The organism is Paraburkholderia heleia NBRC 101817 (genome assembly GCF_000739775.1).
GTDB lineage: Bacteria > Pseudomonadota > Gammaproteobacteria > Burkholderiales > Burkholderiaceae > Paraburkholderia > Paraburkholderia heleia.
In genome coordinates, this window is record NZ_BBJH01000006.1 from 41,952 (window position 1) to 59,098 (window position 17,147).

Consider the following 17,147-nt stretch of genomic DNA (forward strand, 5'->3'; position numbering starts at 1 on the left):
GCGTCTCTCCCGGCGCTCAGTGCGCGTGTACCGCGCCCGCTTCGATGAGCGGATGCGAGGTTTCGGCCGCTTCGCCGCGCAACTTGCGCGCCGCGTATTGCACGGCCTTCACGATGTTCTGATAGCCCGTGCAGCGGCACAGGTTCCCTGCCATCCAGTAGCGGATTTCCGCTTCCGTCGGCGCGGGATTCTCCTGGAGCAGGCGGTACGCGCGCATCAGCATGCCGGGCGTGCAGAAGCCGCATTGCAGCCCGTGCTCCTGCATGAAGCCTTCCTGCAGCGCATGCAGCGCGCCGCCTTCGGCGAGCCCTTCCACCGTGCGGATTTCAGCGCCCTGTGCCTGTACGGTGAGCAGCGTGCACGATTTCACGGACATGCCGTTGAAATCGACGGTGCAGGCGCCGCAATGCGACGTCTCGCAACCGATATGCGGCCCGGTGTGCTGGCATTTTTCGCGCAGCGTGTGAATCAGCAGTTCGCGCGGCTCGACGACGACGTCGACCTCGCTGCCGTTGAGGCTGAACGACACCATGGTTTTGCTGGCCATCTCGCGATCTCCGTGAGTCAGGTCGCTGCGTCAGGGGCGTGCTGCGTTTGCGGTCCGTTCGAAGGCGGTATTGAGCGCCCTGCGGGTCATCTCGCCCGTCATCGCGCGCTTGTAGTCGGCGTCGCCGCGCAGATCCTCCACCGGATTGCACGCCGCCATCGCGAGCCGCGCCGCTTCGTCGAGCGCGCGCGCGTCGAACGGCTTGCCGATCAGGGCCTGCTCGGCGTCCACGGCGCGGATCACCGTGTCGCCGACATTCGTCAGAGCAATGCGCGCGTGCTCGACGTGGCCGCCGCCCAGGCGCAGCGTGACGGCCGCCGCCGCGGTCGCGAAGTCACCGGTCTTGCGCTTGAGCTTCGCGTAGCAATAGCCGGTGCCGGGCTGCGGCACGGGAATGCGGATGCCGGTCATGATCTCGCCGGGCGCGAGCAGCGTCGCATAGGTGCCGACGAAAAAGCCGTCCGCGCTCACCTCGCGCTCGCCCGCCGCGCCTTGCAGCACGAACGAAGCATCGAGCGCGATCATCAGCGCGGGATGGTCATTGCCGGGATCGCCGTGCGAAAGATCGCCGCCCAGCGTGCCGCGATAGCGCACCTGCGGGTCGGCGATCTGCCGCGCGCCCTCGACGATGAGCGGACAGCGCGCTTGCAGCAGCGTGGACCAGATCAGCTCGTTCTCGGTCGTCATCGCGCCGATCCACAGCGTGCCGTTTTCTTCGCGGATGCCCTTGAGCTCGGCCAGCCGGCCGAGGTCGATCAGGTGATCGGGCTGGGCAAAGCGCAGTTTCATCATCGGCAGCAGGCTGTGGCCGCCCGCGAGCAGCTTCGCCGTTTCGCCGTGTGCGCCGAGCAAGGCGAACACCTCGGACAAGGTTTGCGGAGCGTGGTATTCGAATGGACGGGGAATCACACGGGTCACCTTGTTGTCATTGCGTTGAAGTTCAGCATTTCACAATGCAACGCAGCAATTCAACGGGTTTTCCCGAATGGCGGCGTGACTGCGCCGGGTGCCGGAAAACTTGCGTGAAAAGGGGAAAGGACATAATACTGAGGCAGCGTCCCGCCGCCGCAGACGCCACGCACAACGCCGCGGCAGCATCGGGGAGAACCCTGGATGAAACCGTTCGAGCACGCCATGCCGTCCACCGACGCGCGCCGCGCCGAGACTTTTCAGCACCGCCTCGAGCAGTTCAATCCGGGCGTGGTGTGGCTCGATGCGCAGGGGCGCGTCAGTGCGTTCAACGACGTCGCGCTGCAGATTCTCGGACCTGCGGGCGAGCAGTCGCTGGGCGTGGCCCAGGAGAAGCTGTTCGGCATCGATGTCGTGCAGTTGCACCCGGCAAAAAGCCGCGACAAGCTGCGCTTTCTGCTGCAGTCGCGCGACGCCGGTGGCTGCCCCGTGAAGTCGCCGCCGCCGGTTGCGATGATGATCAACATTCCCGACCGCATTCTCATGCTCAAGGTGTCCCGCATGTCGGACATGAACGGCGCGTGCGGCACCTGCATGATTTTCTACGACCTCACCGACCTCACGACCGAGCCGTCGGCCGAGCCGCCGGCTCAGTCGCTCGCCGGCGCGCCCACCCCGCCGCGGCGGCTCTTCAAGATTCCGGTGTACCGCAAGAACCGCGTGATGCTGATCGACCTGCAGGACGTCGTGCGTTTTCAGGGCGACGGCCACTACACGACGATCGTCACGAAGGACGATCGCTACCTCTCCAACCTGTCGCTTGCGGACCTCGAACTGCGGCTCGACAGCAATACGTTTTTGCGCGTGCATCGCAGCCACATCGTCAACCTGCCGTACGCGGTCGAACTCGTCAAAGCCGACGACAGCGTAAACCTCGTGATGGACGACGGCGAACGCAGCGTCGTGCCGGTGAGCCGCTCACGCGCCGCACAACTGAAAGAGTGGCTCGGCGTGGTTTGAGGCAGGCGCCGACCGCTTGACTCCTGCCAACCAGTCTCCTTCGTCCTAGAATTCATGTATCAGGGGGCGAGGCGACATGAAGCGCGAAGTGGTCACCGGGCTACTGTGCGGCACACTGCTCGCCGGCTGCGTGACGGCCGGCGTCGAGGTCAGGCCCGAGCAGATGGCAAACTTCAGGCACGGCGTAACGACACTGCAGGACGTGATCGCCGCGCTCGGTCCGGCATCGGTCGAGACCGCGCTGGACGATGGCTCGACGCTGCTCGTCTACACCTACGTGACGTCGAGGCCGCACCCGGAAAGCTATATCCCGTTCATCGGTTCACTGGTCGCCGGCGCCGACACGCACTCCTCCGCGGCCGTGTTCCTGTTCGATTCGCACGGTCTGCTCAAAAGCGCGAACACCACGAGCTCGAACGTCGGCACGGGCATGACCGGTGCCCATAGCGCGCAGCCCGGCCCACCCGCGCCGGTCTCCGAGGCACCCGTCGTGGTCAAGAGCGTCCCGGCGCCCGCCGTTCACACCGTTGCACCGACGCCGGAAGAAGACGTCGCGCCCACGTCGCAAATGCCCGGCGAACCTCAACCAGAAAATAGCGTTCAGCCGGCTCCCGCCGAATAGTCGTCGCGCTCCGTGCGGAAATGCGCGCTTTTGCGCAGCCGAAAAGCCCTTCGAAAGGCGACGTTGTCTTGCCTTCGCGCGACAGCACATCTGGATGTCGCTTCCAGCGCGTCACCATGTCGGCTTCGTTCTAGGAGCGGCATTTCTGGTCGCATTAACTGTGCAAATCATCACCGTGCGACGTCAGCCTGAAACCGCTCGCCTCTCATGGCTTCGCCATTCGGGGGGTGATACGCACGCCTTATTCAACGCACAAGGGACAGCCAGACAATGAAAGCGTACCAGCCCAAGGTGGACCCGAAGACGCTTCGCAAGGTGATCGTTGCCGCTGCGGTAGGCAATTTTGTCGAATGGTTCGACTTCGCCGTGTACGGATTTCTGGCAACACTGCTGACTCGCCAGTTCTTCCCGAATGGCGACCCGGCGATCGCGTTGATGAAGACCTTCGCGGTTTTCGCCGTCGCCTTTGCATTCAGGCCGCTCGGCGGCATCTTCTTCGGCGTGGTGGGAGACCGGGTGGGCCGCAAGAAAACGCTGGCACTGACCATCCTGATCATGGCCGGTGCAACAACGGTCATCGGCTTCCTGCCGACCTACGCATCGGTCGGCATGCTTGCCCCCTTGCTGCTCGCGATCGTGCGCTGCGTGCAAGGTTTTTCCGCCGGCGGCGAGTACGCAGGCGCCTGCGCGTATCTGATGGAACATGCGCCGAAACACCAGCGCGCGCGCTACGGAAGCTTTCTCCCGGTCTCCACATTCCTCTCGTTCGCGAGCGCCGCCGTGGTGGCGTCCGGGCTCGACGCCGCGCTGTCGCCGGAGGCAATGAGCAGCTGGGGCTGGAGAATCCCGTTCATCGCTGCGGCGCCTATCGGCCTCGTCGGGCTGTATCTGCGCACGCGCCTTGGCGAAACGCCGGCATTCGCCGCAGTCGAACACGATCACGACCTGGCGCACGCCCCACTGCGCGAAACGCTCAGGACCCAGGCAAGCGCGATCGTGCGCCTGGGTGCCTTCGTGTCCGTAACTGCGCTCTCCTTCTATACCTTCACGACCTATTTTGCGACGTATCTGCAGGTCGTCGGTCATCTAGGCCGCGCCAGCGCATTGTGGGTGACGGTCGTTGCACTCGTATTCGCCGCGGCCATCTGTCCGCTTGCCGGCCTCTACTCGGACGCAGTGGGAAGACGGAAAACCGTCTTCACGGCATGTGCCATCCTGATCGCCGCGGTGTACCCTTCTTTCTCACTGGGAGGGTCGGGCGATTTTCGATCCGCGATTGCCGGTGCGTGCATGCTCGCGCTGGGCGCGGTCCTCTCGGGTGTGGTCACGGCGGCACTGCTCTCCGAAGTCTTTCCGACCCGAACGCGTTATACCGCTTCAGCGATCACCTACAACCTGGCCTATACGATCTTTGGCGGCACGGCACCGCTTGTCGCCACCTGGCTGATCGAGTCGACGGGCAACAGCGTCTCGCCCGCCTTCTACCTGATCGCCGTCTCGCTGCTCGCACTGATTGGCGGGATGGCCTTGCCGGAAACGTCGCGGCTATCGCTTGACGATCATCCGCATGAAGGCATGACAGAACGCGTCGTGGCGCGAGGTCTGCAAGACGCGCCGCACAATTCAGTCTGACGCTCACGCTGGCCTTCGGCATCGTTCTTTTCTACGTTCTGCTCACGGTGTAGCTGTCGTGCCAGTTCCACCACTGGTAGGTTGGGGTCTGCGCGCGCCTCTTCCTACACTTGCGATGAAACGACCGGTGGAGTGAGCATGGCGGGCTGCCCGCCTTTCCTTCCGTTTTCGGCTGATGAACTCATGGCTTTTGCGACCTCCTGAATTGGGCAACTTGCTGCGGTGCGATTGCATCCGCTACGTGTCGTCGCCTCGTGTGTCACATGAGTAGTTTCGCGCCGGCAATCGCAGGTTGGGAGTAACAAGTGCGGCGCTATTTTGCGGAGTCGCTGAATGGAGTCGCCGGGCTGGGCCAATCTTGCCGGTTCGCCAGCTTCGCTGATTATCTGCCCCCATTTTTTCTCCCCGGCTTCAGATGATCGCTGCAATCATTCATGTGATTGATTTGCGCAAATCTCCGACCAATATTACACTTCGATCTGATCGACATGATCATTTTTAGGTTGGCTCGTGCGCGAACCAATCACCGCAACAAATAAAGCCAGGAGACATGCATGGTTCAGATTCCAATCAAGCGCTCGATCGAACGCATCCCCGGCGGCATGATGATCGTGCCGCTGCTGGCCGGCTCGATGGTCGCGACGTTCATGCCGGGCATGCCGAAATTCTTCGGCTCATTCACCAATGCGCTGTTCACGGGCGCGCTGCCGATCCTCGCCGTCTTCTACGTATGCATGGGCGCGGGCATCGATGTGAAGGCGACGCCCTACCTGATGAAGAAAGGCGGTGCGCTGCTCGTCACGAAGGTCGGTGCGGCCGTGATCGTCGGCGTGATACTTGGTCATCTGCTCGGCGAGCAGCCAATCTCTGCCGGACTCTTTGCGGGGATCTCGACGCTTGCCGTCGTCGCGGCGATGAACGATACCAACGGCGGCCTCTACATGGCGCTGATGGGCCAGTACGGCCGCTCGGAAGACGTGGGCGCCTACACGCTGATGTCGCTCGAATCCGGGCCGTTCCTGACGATGGTCACGCTCGGGGTGGCGGGGCTCTCGGCATTCCCGTGGCAGACCCTGGTGGGCAGCATCCTGCCGTTGGCTCTCGGCATGCTGCTCGGCAATCTGGATCGCGAGATGCGCGCGTTTCTGGCGAAGGCGGTCCCGGTCATGATTCCGTTCTTCGCGCTGGCGCTCGGCGCGGGTCTCGATCTGCACAAGGTATGGCAGGCTGGACTGCTCGGGATCGGACTCGGCGTCGCGGTCGTCGTCGTGACGGGCATTCCGCTGTATTTCGCCGATCGCCTGACGGGCGGCACCGGCGTCGCCGGCGTGGCCGCAGCCAATACCGCAGGCAACGCGGCCGCGGTACCTGCGCTCGTCGCCGCAGCGAACCCGGTGTACGAGCCGGCAGCACAAAGCGCGACGCTGCTCGTCGCGGCGTGCGTCGTCGTGACCGCGATCCTCTCGCCGATCCTCACGGCGTCCATCGCGAAACGCTACCAGCAGCGGCACGTCAATGCCGGAGCGCAGAATCAGGCGGAACAGGTGCAATGAAGATCCTGATCATTGCGGACGACCTCTCGGGCGCCGCGGACTGCGCGACTGGCTTTGCGGGTGCGGGGCATCGTACGGTCGTCACGCTGGAAGCGGCACGCACACAGGCGCACGACGACGCGGATACCATCGCCGTCGACACCGATACGCGCCGTCTGTCGCCTGAAGAGGCGTCGGCGCGCACGGCGGCCGCATATGCCGAAATGAGCGTGAGCGGCCAGCGGCTTTACAAGAAGATCGATTCGACACTGCGCGGGAACTGGGCGGCTGAAGTGGCGCGGCTGCAGGCGCTCGCTGGCATGGCCATCATTGCCCCCGCGTTTCCGGCCACCGGGCGCACGGTGCGCGAAGGCCGGGTCTACGTGCACGGCGAACCCCTGGAGCAGACGGCGACGTGGCAGCTGGAGCACAGCGGTCGCTGCGCGGACATTGCCTCACAGCTAACGCGGGCAGGTCTCGCCTCCGAGCGCCTCGACGCCGACGCCTTGCGCGACGATCCGCAGGCGCTCGCGACCCGCATCGAGGCGAACGCCGCCCGCGGCGTGCAGGCGCTGATCGTCGACGCGCAATCCGAACCGGCGCTGCGCGCACTGGCGCAGGCGACGCTGCAAAGCAGTGCGAATTTTTTCTGGGTCGGCTCGGGCGGTCTCGCGCGAGAGATAGCCGCGCTCGATCAGCGCGCACGTGTGCGCAACGATGCCAGGACCACGGCATTCCCCGGCGGCCCGATCCTCATTCTCGTTGGCAGCCTGTCCGCCGTGAGCGAGCGGCAATGCGCCATGCTGCGCGAGCGCGGCGGCGTTGAGGAGCGGATTGTGCCGCCGGTTGTACTGCGTTCGGGTGCAAGCCATCCCGACTGGGGCAAGTGGCAGCGTCAGATCGCCGTGCCGCTTCGCTCGGGCCGCGATCTGCTGCTGCGCATTGGACGTGACGACGCGTTTGATCCGGCCGAAGGCATGCAGCTTTCGACAGCACTCGCAGCGCTTGTCGAGCCGCATTTCACGCAGGCCGGTGGTCTGATCGCCACGGGCGGCGAAACCGCGCGTGCGATGCTTGCAGTTGCGAAGATTACCGATCTGCATCTGCTGGCCGAAGTCGAAGCCGGCGTGGCGGTGGCGCGACCCCTTGATGCCGCCCGCGAACATCGCCCCGGCATCGTCACGAAGGCGGGCGCCTTCGGTACCGACCGCGCGCTGTACGCGGCGTGGCTGACCCTGCGCAATGAAACCCAAACGGACGTCGCACCCCATTGATGTCCGTGCATGAACAGAAGCAAACCCTGACGTCAAAAGAGATCACATCATGAGCAACTATCTTCCCGTAATCGGCATCACGATGGGCGATGCAGCCGGCGTTGGCGCGGAGGTCGTCGTCAAGAGCCTGGCGCACGCGTCGGTCTACGCGCAATGCCGTCCGCTCGTGATTGGCGATGCAAAGCGTCTCGAACGCGCGAATACCATCGTCGGCGGTCAGATGAAGGTTCGCCGCATCGAGAATGCAGAACAGGCACGCTACGAGCAGGGCACGATAGACTGCATCGACCTCGGCCTGATTCCTGAAGACCTGCCGTTCGGGCAGCTGTCGGCCGTTGCGGGCGATGCAGCGTACCAGTACATCAAGCGCGCAGCCGCACTCGCCCAGGCCGGCCAGATCGATGCGATCTGCACGGCGCCCCTGAACAAGGAAGCGCTGCATGCGGGCGGCCACAAGTATCCCGGCCATACGGAAATGCTCGCGCACCTCACCGGCGTCGAAGAAGTATCGATGATGCTTGTCGCGCCGCAACTGCGCGTGATCCACGTGACGACGCACATCGGCATCATCGACGCGATCCGCAAGATCGAGCCGGGTCTCGTGCAGCGGACCATCGAGCGCGGCAACGCAACGCTCGTGAAGGCGGGTATCGATAGGCCGCGCATCGGCGTGTGCGGGATCAACCCGCACGCGGGGGAAAACGGCCTGTTTGGCTACGGCGAGGAAGAAGAGAAGATCATTCCGGCAGTCAAGCGGCTGCAGGAGCGCGGCCTTGACGTCACGGGACCGCTGCCCGCCGACACGCTGTTCTTCCGCGCCGGCCGCGGCGACTTCGATCTGGTGGTGGCGATGTATCACGACCAGGGACATGGTCCGGTGAAAGTGCTCGGCCTCGAGGCCGGTGTGAACGTGACGGTCGGACTGGAAGTGATCCGCACGTCCGTCGATCACGGCACCGCGTTCGACATTGCCGGCAAGGGCGTCGTGGATGAAGGCAGCATGCTCGAAGCCTTGCGCCAGGGGGCGGAACTGGCGACGCGCCGCCACTGAAGCCATGGGCGCGCACGCAAGGGGTCGGGTAAGATTGCAATCCCCTGGTTACCGCCCCTTGCGACGCAGCTGACGAAGTGAAAAAGACGACCGAACGCCATCAGGCCATTCTTGAGTTTGTCCGTACCCGGGACGCGAGCGTCGAGGAACTGTGCGCCGCGCTGGAGGTGTCGGAAGCGACAGTCCGGCGCGACCTGACCGTGCTCGCGAAGCAGCGCCGCCTTGTGCGCACGTACGGCGGGGCAACGGCGCTGGTTGGCGTCCATGAACCCGAGGCTTCGCTCGAAGAGCGCAAGTCGGCGCACAGCGAACAGAAGGAAGCCATTGCGCAGGCGGCGGCGGCCCACGTTCGCAATGGCGATACTGTGCTGCTCGACGGAGGGACGACGTGTGCCGCGCTTGCGCGCCGCCTGTCCACGCGCGAAGACCTGCATGTCGTCACGAACAACCTGCTCGCGGTAACGGCGCTCGCCAACGCGCCGGGCGTGCGGCTCACGCTGATCGGCGGCGAGCTGCGCAGTTCGAGCATGAGCACGCTCGGGCCGCTCGCTGAACTCATGCTGGGCCGGCTGACGGTCGATGTCGCGTTTCTCGGCGCGGACGGCGTGGTGGCGGGATTCGGCCTGTGCGAGGCGTCGGCCCAGCAAGCCTGGCTCAAGGAATGCATTGTTGCACGCGCCGCTGAGGTGATCGTGCTCGCCGATTCGGACAAGCTCGGCCGCGCACGTCAGCAGCACTGGACGCCGCTGCTGCGTGACTGGCGGCTGATCACCTCGGCACTCGCGGACGAAGCGGCGCTCGCGCCATTTCGCGAACGCGACGAGGTCAGCGTCGAGCTGGCTGCAGAAGTCGGGACGCCGCCCCTTTCCTGAGCGCCCGCCCGGAATCACGACGGACCCGGCTTCACGCCGTCACATGTCGGACGACGCCAGCGCCGGTTCATGAAGAACGTCGTGCGCCGAGGCAATCGTGCATTTGCCGCGCATCTCCGCCACGGTTCGCGCGCCGCACATCGCCATCGTCGTTTCGAGTTCGTGCCGGAGAATCTCGAGGGCGCGCGCCACGCCGGGTTCGCCCTTTGCCGCGAGCCCATAGAGCGTGGCACGCCCGAGCTGGACGCCGTGCGCGCCGAGCGCGAGCGCTTTTGCAATGTCCGATCCGGTACGGAAGCCACTGTCGACAAGGACCGTCAGATCATCGTGCGCGGCGTCGCAAAACGCCAGGAGTGCCTCGATGGTCGAACCCGCACCATCCAGTTGACGGCCTCCATGATTCGACACGACCACGCCGTCTGCGCCGACCTCGCGCGCAAGGCGTGCGTGCGCCGGGGCAATGAGCCCCTTCAGTACGAGTGTTCCCTGCCACTGGTCGCGCAGCCACGCGATATCGTTCCACGTCAGCGACGCGCTGATCTGCTGTTGCATGACCTCTGAGATCGTCGACCCGCGCGCCGCGCTACCCAGCAGATCCGCAAATACCTTGAGCGACGGAACACCTTGCCTTGCCATTTGAAAGGCCCAGCGCCAATGCCGGGCGCCGTCGAGCAGGTTCGCAGCGGTCCAGCGGAACGGCAGCGTGAAACCATTGCGAATGTCGCGGTTGCGACGTCCGCCTACCGCTGTGTCGACCGTCAACTGCAGCACACCGAACCCGTAGCGGGCGATCTGTTGCAGAAATTCCCGCGCAAGTCCCTTGTCCTTCAGCATGTATAGCTGAAACCAGCGCAGCCGCCCGGCGGCCGCGTCCATCTCCGGCAATCCGACGGTCGCGGCGGTGCTCATCACGAACGGAATGTTCGCACGCGCGGCACCCCGCGCGAGACACAGATCGCCCGACTCCCACGCTGCGCCATTCAGGCCCGTGGGGCCGACGACCACCGGCATCGCCACGTCCTGGCCGAAAAGGCGCGTCGCGGTCGAGCGGGTGGAGACATCGACCAGCACCTCCGGGTTCAGCAACACGCGCTGAAAAGCGGCCCGGTTGCGCCACGCGGTATGTTCTTCACCGGCGGCGCCGTCGATGTAATCGAACACCATGCGCGGCAAGCGGCGACGCGCGAGTGCCCGCAGATCCCCGATACTCGCGGCGCGGCGCAATTGGCGGTCATGGGCGGCAACGGGGCGTCGGGTCATGAGCGGGATACGGCGAGTGCGGCACGCGGTCCGATATGTCCGCTGAGTGCCTTGAAGCCGAAAGTTCCGGCGAACGTGATGACCGCGCAGGCGATCATGAGAAGTCCCGGCGACGTGGGGTCGCCGGTCTTGCCGATCAGCCACGTCGCCACCAGCGGCGTAGGGCCGCTGAAAATGGTCATGCCGAGATTGAACGCGATGGCCACGCCGCTAAACCGGACGCGCGTCGGGAACATGTCGGCAACGATGCAGGCGAAGGTTCCGTTGGTGAGCGCGGCCCCGAGTCCCGCCAGTATCATCAACGCCGACAGATTCATGCTGTGCGCGACGGCGGCGCGATAGAACGGCATGCTGAGCACGATCAGCAGCAGCGCGCCCGCGCGCATCAGATGGCGGCGCGACACGCTGTCTCCGAGACGTCCAACCAGCAGAATGCCCAGCGACGCGGTCGCGAGCGCGAGATTCTGCCCGATTGCCACGCTGCGCGCATCGTAGTGCAGCACCTTCTCGAGATAGGCAGGCATGTGCGCGAACAGCAAACCGTTGTAGCCCGCGGTGGCAACCGTCGCCGCGATACCGAAAAGGACGGCTCGCCAATGTTCGCGCAGCAGTTCGGCAAGCGGGTGTTTCGACGCGATGCTTTTCATGCTGGAGAATTCAGGTGTCTCCTCCAGCTTGCGGCGCAGCCAGAAGCCGAGCAACCCGATCAGACCGCCGAAGACGAACGCGATGCGCCAGCCATAGGCCGCAACGTCCGGTGGAGCGAGCAGCAGATGCACGGCAAGATTGACCGCCGCCGCGAGCAGGACGCCCGAATTCACGCAGAAGAACACGATGCCGCACACGAACCCCGCGCGACGCGGCACCGTTTCGACGACGTATGTGATCGACCCGGGCAGTTCGCCGCCCAGACAGAAGCCCTGAATCAGCCGCAAGAGGATCATCGTCACCGTTGCCGCGATTCCCCAGCTCGCGTAGGTCGGCACGAGCCCCATGCCGATCGTCGACAGCGATACGACGATGACCGACACGATGAACACGCGCCGGCGGCCGTAGCGGTCGCCGAACCAGCTGAGGACCGCGCCCCCGAGCGGTCGCGACAGATAGCCGATCGCGAACACGGCAAACGACATGGCGAGCGCCATCAGCGGCGCGAGCATCGAGAAAAACGCGCGGCCGATGTACTGCGCAAACACGCCATAAACGACGAAGTCATAGAACTCCAGCGCGCCGCCGAGACTCGCCAGTATGATCAGGCGCCATTGGCTGGCCGTTAGCGCTTCGTGCTGCATGTCGAGCATGCGATCCGATTCGAGGGTGGGCATCGTGTCTCCTGGATGGATTTATTTTGTACTGCACAGTGCTGGCCTGCATCCTTTTTCACAGGCAGACCGTTGTTCGCGCAGTCATGCGTCAGTCGGGTTCGACCTGCACGACCTGCGAGATATCGGCGTCGCCGAGTCCTTGCGCGACCGCGCGAACGAGCAGTTCGCGCACCACGGCTGCAACCGGAAGCCTGACCTCGTGCTCGCGTGCAAACGCTTCGAGCGCGTCGAGATCCTTCAGCATCGTGCGGATCGTGCCGCTCGCCTCGGAGGGCGCGTCGATCATTCGCGGCATCAGCGTTTGCAGCAATACCGAGTCGGCCCATCCGCCTTTCAATGCGGCCGGGATGCTGGCGCCATCGATCCCCGTGTGTCGGGCGAGACGCGTCGCTTCGGCCAGCGCGGCGATGGTCGTCATGACGATGGTCTGATTGGCGAGCTTCGTCGCCTGCCCGGCGCCGCTCTCGCCCATGCGCGTCAGGGTCGTCGCGTACGCACGAAGCACGGGGCGCACGCTCGCGATCGCCTCCTCGCTGCCGCCGGCCATCACCGCGAGCGTCCCGGCTGCCGCCCCGGCCGTGCCGCCCGACACCGGCGCGTCGATCCAGCTGCCGCCGTTGCCGTCGCGCCAGCGCGAGGCAAGCACACGTGTGGTCGCTGGCGCGATCGTCGAATGATCGACCACGGTCAGGTTCGGCCGCGCGCCCTCTGCCAGGCCGTCTGCGCCGAATGCGACCGCCTCGACCGCTGCGCCATCGGTCAGACACAGCATCACCGCCTCGCTCGAAGCGGCCACCTCCGCCGGGCTCGCGCAGACGATCGTCGACGCCGGCGCCGCCTGCTTCACGAGCGCACACTTGTCCACCGAGCGGTTCCATACGGCCACACGGTAACCGGCCGCCGCGAGGCGACGCGCCATGGGCAGCCCCATGCGGCCGAGCCCGCAGAATCCAACGCAGCGCATCGTCGCGCCGGAGTTGTCGTTCGCGCTCATTCCGGGTCTCCATGCGTACGCGCGTCATAGGGCCAGTCGAGATTGCCCGAATGCGTTACCGCGCCGAGATGCGCGGGACCGACGAGCGCCGCGTATTTCTCGAGCACGCCCGCCAGTCGCCGCGGGGCCGGCGCACGGCGCTGCGCGTTGCGTTGTGCGAGTTCGGCGTCGGAGAGTTCGACGCGCAGGATCCCGTTGCGCGCATCGATCTGGATCAGATCGCCTTCGCGCAGCAGCGCGATCGGGCCGCCCTCGGCGGCCTCGGGTCCCACATACCCGATACACATCCCACGCGTCGCACCGGAAAACCGGCCGTCGGTGAGAAGCGCAACCTTTTCTCCCATTCCCTGCCCATAGATCGCCGCGGTCACACTGAGCATCTCGCGCATGCCCGGCCCGCCTTTCGGCCCTTCGTTGCGAATCACGAGGACATCTCCCTCGCGATAGTCCCGGGCCGCGACGACCTTCATGCATTCCTCCTCGCACTCGAAAATGCGTGCCTTGCCCGTGAAGGTGAGCGATTTCAGGCCGGCGATCTTGAGGCACGCGCCGTCCGGCGCGAGGTTGCCCCGCAGAATCACGAGTCCGCCGTTGTCCGATAGCGGCGCATCGCACGCGCGCACCACCTCGCCGTCGGGACCCGCGAAGCGGCTGAGCGCCTGGGCGAGCGTGAGCCCCTCGAGCGTCGGGACATCGCCGTGCAGATGTCCGCCGGCGAGCAGCGCATTGAGCACGGCCGGCACGCCACCCGCGTGATACAGGTCCTGCGCGAGATACCGGCCGCCTGGCTGCAGATCACCGATCAGCGGAATGCGCGCAAACACGCGCTCGATGTCGTCGAGCGTGAAACGGACCCCCGCCTCGTGCGCGATAGCTGGGATATGCAGCGCGGCGTTGGTCGAGCCGCCCGTCGCCGCCACTGCGGCGCAGGCGTTTTCCAGACTCTCGCGCGTGACCAGCTCGCGCGGCAAAGGTCCGCCGGTCTTCAGCGCGGTCATCACGGTCTCGCCCGCGCGCCGTGCAATGGCGATGCGTTCGCTGTAGACGGCCGGCACCATCGCCGAGCCGAGCGGCGCGAGTCCGAGCGTTTCGGCGACCATCGCCATCGTATTGGCGGTGAACTGCCCAGGACATGACCCCGCGGTCGGCGTGCAGCGCTTCTCGATTTCGTCGAGTTGCGCGCGCGAGAGATCACCGCGTTGCGTGGTGCCCACGGCCTCGATCGTCGTCAGGATGGTCGCCTGCCGCTGCAGGCCGGCAGCGGCGCCGCCCGGGATGGCCCCCGGCGCGGTGCCGGGCAGCATTGCACCGCCGAACAGGAAGACGCCCGGCACATTCACGCGCACCATTCCCATCAGGATGCCCGGTAACGTCTTGTCGCAGCCGGCCACGCCGACGAGCGCGTCGTAACCGTGCGCGCGCACGAACAGCTCGACGCTGTCCGCGACGACTTCGCGCGACACGAGGCTCATGCGCATGCCGGCATGATTCATCGACGTGCCGTCGGAGACTGAAATCGCCGAGCCGCGGATCGGCACGCCGCCGCCCGCGGCGACGCCGAGCCGGACGTTGTCGGAAATCTGGTTCAACGACATCGAGCACGGCGTGTTTTCGCCGAAGGTGTCGACAATCGCCACGAAGGGTTTTTGCATCGCCGCGTCGTCCAGCCCGGTCGCGCGCAGAAACGCGCGGTGCGGCGCGCGCGTCACGCCGTCCGTCACCATGCGTGAGCGATGTTTGTGCAGATTCGTCATGTATGACCCGATTCGTCCGTTACAGGTGTGAGGAACTGCTGGTCGCCTCGCTCGCGGCGCGCTCAGAGGCCCGTCAGCAGCAGGCCGTTTTCCGCCGCAATGACCTGTCCGGTCACCGCGTGTGCGTGCGCCGCCAGGAACCATACGAGTTCCGCCATTTCGGCCGGTGTGGAGACGCGCTTGAGCGGCGCATTCGTCTTCATCCGGCCCAGTACCGACGCGTATGCGTCGGCGTCGAGCGAACGTCGAAGCAGCCCGTCGTCGACCATGCCGGGCGCGATCGCGTTGACACGGACATGGGGAGCGAGCGAGCGGGCAAGCGAAAGCGTCATCGTATTCACCGCGCCCTTCGAGGCCGCGTAGGCGATCGACGAACCGGTTCCGTTCAAACCCGCCAGCGACGACACGTTGACAACGCTCGTGCTGCGCTCTTCAGTGGCGGTTTCGCGCAACAGCGGCGCGGCCGCCGACGTCATCTGAAACACGCCGATTGCGTTCACGCGATAAACCCGCTCGAATTCGACGGCATCGATCGCGTCGAGCGCGTGATGCGGGATCACGCGCGTCGTCCCCGCGCAGTTGACGAGGGCATCGATGCGGCGCCAGCGCGTAGCGACCTTGTCGACCGCGCGGCGGCAGTCGGCTTCCCGGCTGACGTCGGCGTCGAACACCAGGGCATGCGCACCGGATGCGCGGCATTGCATTTCGACGTCCGCCGCGAACGCTCGCGTGCTGGCGTCGAAATTGCCGATCGCCACCGACCAGCCCGCGCGCGCGAAGCGCAATGCGGTGGCCGCGCCAATGCCCGTTGCGGCGCCGGTGATCATGCACACCGGGGATGTGGAATCAGTCATACGGAATATCTCGGGATCGTGTCGAAGTCAGAACGTGTCGGGGCCGGCGGCGGCCTCGCGGCGCCTCGGCAGCAAAAGCACGAGACCCGCGCCAAGCAGCAGCGCGGCGGCAATGGTGAGCATGCCGGGCAACAGCTTGCCGCCGCTCAAGTCGGACAGCCAGCCCACCATGAACGGGCTGACGAAGCCCGCGAGATTGCCGGTGCAGTTGATCAGGGCGATTGCAGCGGCCGCGCCGGTGCCGCCAATGAGCGCGGTAGGAATGCCCCAGAAAACGGGGGCAATGGCATTGATGCCGATGGCGGCCAGCACCAGCGCAAGCAGCGCGACCGGCACGCTCGCGGCGCCCAGCACCGATGCGAGCAAACCGGCAGCGCCCAGCGTGCAGCAAAGCGCGACATGGCGGCGCCGTTCGTTGCGTCGATCCGCGTGGCGCGCGATCAGCACCATCGTGACCGCGCTGATCAGGGAAGGCACCGCCGACAGCCAGCCGATGTTGCCGACACTGGCGACGCCGCTCGCCTTGATGATGGTCGGCATCCAGAATGCGAGCCCGTAATTGCCCATTGCGATGCAGAAGTACGCGAGGCACAACATCCACACACGAGTGCTGCGCAGCGCGCGCCAGACGGAATATTCGACGCGTACGGTTGCGTCGCGGGCCAGGTCGTCGCGAAGAAATGCCTTTTCGTCCGCGTCCAGCCAGCGCACCGATTCGATGCGGTCATAGAGCAGGAAGAGCGCCGCGATACCGACCGCCAATGAGCCCGCGCCCTCGACGAGGAACAGCCATTTCCAGCCTGCGACGCCGCTCACACCATCGAGACCCGACATGACCCAGCCCGAAAGCGGACCGCCTATCGCCCCGGAAACCGGGATTGCCGTCATGAACATCGCGATGATCTGCGTGCGCCGCCCTGACGGAAACCAGTTCGACAGATACAGAACGATGCCCGGAAAGAAGCCGGCTTCCGCAACGCCGAGCAGAAAGCGCATGACGTAAAAGGAAGCCGCGCTGTTCACGAACATCGTGAGACTCGAGATGATCGACCACGTGATCATGATTCTCGCAATCCAGCGTCGCGCGCCGACGCGGCTCAGAATCAGATTGCTCGGTACTTCGAAAATGAAATAGCCGAGAAAGAAAATTCCGGCCCCCGTCCCATAGGCTGTATCGCTGAGTTTCAGGTCTGCGAGCATTTGCAGCCTCGCAAAGCTCACGTTGACCCGATCGATGTACGCGACCATGAAAGCAAGGAACAGGAACGGCAGGATATGACGCGCGAGCTTGCGATAAAGCGCGGCCTGGCGCTGCTCGCTCCAGTCGTCGCCGCTCACCGGCGGCGCGGCGGACAGACCGCCCGAGCGCGCGCCGCCCACCCATCCGCCATTACCCAATGACTCCATGCTCATGCTGTCTCCGGCGCATTGACCTGCCGCGCTATGGCGGGCGGCCCTCGGCCGCTCCTCTGTTATGTGACGCAACCCGGTTGCAGGTGCC

General features: G+C 65.4%; 15 protein-coding genes. 7 read left to right on the plus strand and 8 right to left on the minus strand.

Translation table 11 applies throughout. From position 1 onward, the window contains the following. Positions 1 to 16: 16 nt before the first annotated feature. Positions 17 to 547 carry a (2Fe-2S)-binding protein gene (locus BHE01S_RS05865; protein WP_042261591.1) on the minus strand — a complete coding sequence of 177 codons (531 nt, stop codon included), beginning with the start codon at positions 545 to 547 and terminating at the stop codon, positions 17 to 19. Positions 548 to 577: 30 nt separating this feature from the next. Further along, positions 578 to 1,456 (minus strand): FAD binding domain-containing protein, encoded by an 879-nt coding sequence (locus tag BHE01S_RS05870; protein ID WP_042261593.1) that lies wholly within the window; start codon positions 1,454 to 1,456, stop codon positions 578 to 580. Positions 1,457 to 1,660: 204 nt separating this feature from the next. Here BHE01S_RS05870 and BHE01S_RS05875 point away from each other — a divergent pair, with 204 nt between their 5' ends. The 7 genes from BHE01S_RS05875 (at position 1,661) to BHE01S_RS05905 (ending at position 9,459) form a co-directional block, all read left to right on the plus strand. Beyond that, complete coding sequence (locus tag BHE01S_RS05875) at positions 1,661 to 2,476, plus strand: PAS domain-containing transcriptional regulator (protein WP_042261595.1); 816 nt, start codon at positions 1,661 to 1,663, stop codon at positions 2,474 to 2,476. 76 nt (positions 2,477 to 2,552) lie between these two features. Then, a complete protein-coding gene (locus tag BHE01S_RS05880) occupies positions 2,553 to 3,098 on the plus strand; it encodes a hypothetical protein (protein ID WP_042261597.1) in 546 nt (181 codons plus the stop codon). Positions 3,099 to 3,368: 270 nt separating this feature from the next. After that, positions 3,369 to 4,730: an MFS transporter gene (locus BHE01S_RS05885; protein WP_042261599.1), complete on the plus strand. Its 1,362-nt coding sequence runs from the start codon at positions 3,369 to 3,371 to the stop codon at positions 4,728 to 4,730. Positions 4,731 to 5,284: 554 nt separating this feature from the next. Then, positions 5,285 to 6,283 carry a 2-keto-3-deoxygluconate permease gene (locus BHE01S_RS05890; RefSeq protein ID WP_042261602.1) on the plus strand — a complete coding sequence of 333 codons (999 nt, stop codon included), beginning with the start codon at positions 5,285 to 5,287 and terminating at the stop codon, positions 6,281 to 6,283. Next, positions 6,280 to 7,536 carry a four-carbon acid sugar kinase family protein gene (locus BHE01S_RS05895; RefSeq protein ID WP_042261604.1) on the plus strand — a complete coding sequence of 419 codons (1,257 nt, stop codon included), beginning with the start codon at positions 6,280 to 6,282 and terminating at the stop codon, positions 7,534 to 7,536. Before BHE01S_RS05890 ends, BHE01S_RS05895 begins: the two co-directional genes overlap by 4 nt. Positions 7,537 to 7,585: 49 nt before the next feature. Then, positions 7,586 to 8,587, plus strand: a complete 1,002-nt coding sequence (pdxA, locus tag BHE01S_RS05900) for a 4-hydroxythreonine-4-phosphate dehydrogenase PdxA (protein WP_042261605.1) — start codon at positions 7,586 to 7,588, stop codon at positions 8,585 to 8,587. Positions 8,588 to 8,664: 77 nt separating this feature from the next. Then, complete coding sequence (locus BHE01S_RS05905) at positions 8,665 to 9,459, plus strand: DeoR/GlpR family DNA-binding transcription regulator (protein WP_042261607.1); 795 nt, start codon at positions 8,665 to 8,667, stop codon at positions 9,457 to 9,459. A gap of 39 nt (positions 9,460 to 9,498) precedes the next feature. Here BHE01S_RS05905 and BHE01S_RS05910 read toward each other — a convergent pair whose 3' ends face one another. The 6 genes from BHE01S_RS05910 to BHE01S_RS05935 form a co-directional block, all read right to left on the minus strand. Continuing rightward, complete coding sequence (locus BHE01S_RS05910; RefSeq protein WP_042261608.1) at positions 9,499 to 10,719, minus strand: alpha-hydroxy acid oxidase; 1,221 nt, start codon at positions 10,717 to 10,719, stop codon at positions 9,499 to 9,501. Beyond that, positions 10,716 to 12,044 (minus strand): MFS transporter, encoded by a 1,329-nt coding sequence (locus tag BHE01S_RS05915; protein ID WP_042261610.1) that lies wholly within the window; start codon positions 12,042 to 12,044, stop codon positions 10,716 to 10,718. Before BHE01S_RS05915 ends, BHE01S_RS05910 begins: the two co-directional genes overlap by 4 nt. Positions 12,045 to 12,132: 88 nt before the next feature. After that, the gene (locus BHE01S_RS05920; RefSeq protein WP_245639649.1) at positions 12,133 to 13,038 is read right to left on the minus strand and encodes an NAD(P)-dependent oxidoreductase; all 906 of its coding nucleotides are present in this window, start codon (positions 13,036 to 13,038) and stop codon (positions 12,133 to 12,135) included. Continuing rightward, the gene (gene ilvD, locus BHE01S_RS05925; RefSeq protein ID WP_042261612.1) at positions 13,035 to 14,792 is read right to left on the minus strand and encodes a dihydroxy-acid dehydratase; all 1,758 of its coding nucleotides are present in this window, start codon (positions 14,790 to 14,792) and stop codon (positions 13,035 to 13,037) included. Before ilvD ends, BHE01S_RS05920 begins: the two co-directional genes overlap by 4 nt. A 62-nt stretch (positions 14,793 to 14,854) precedes the next feature. Continuing rightward, the gene (locus tag BHE01S_RS05930; RefSeq protein WP_042261613.1) at positions 14,855 to 15,646 is read right to left on the minus strand and encodes an SDR family NAD(P)-dependent oxidoreductase; all 792 of its coding nucleotides are present in this window, start codon (positions 15,644 to 15,646) and stop codon (positions 14,855 to 14,857) included. Positions 15,647 to 15,673: 27 nt separating this feature from the next. Further along, complete coding sequence (locus BHE01S_RS05935; RefSeq protein WP_084068595.1) at positions 15,674 to 17,059, minus strand: MFS transporter; 1,386 nt, start codon at positions 17,057 to 17,059, stop codon at positions 15,674 to 15,676. Between the last annotated feature and the right edge of the window lie 88 nt (positions 17,060 to 17,147).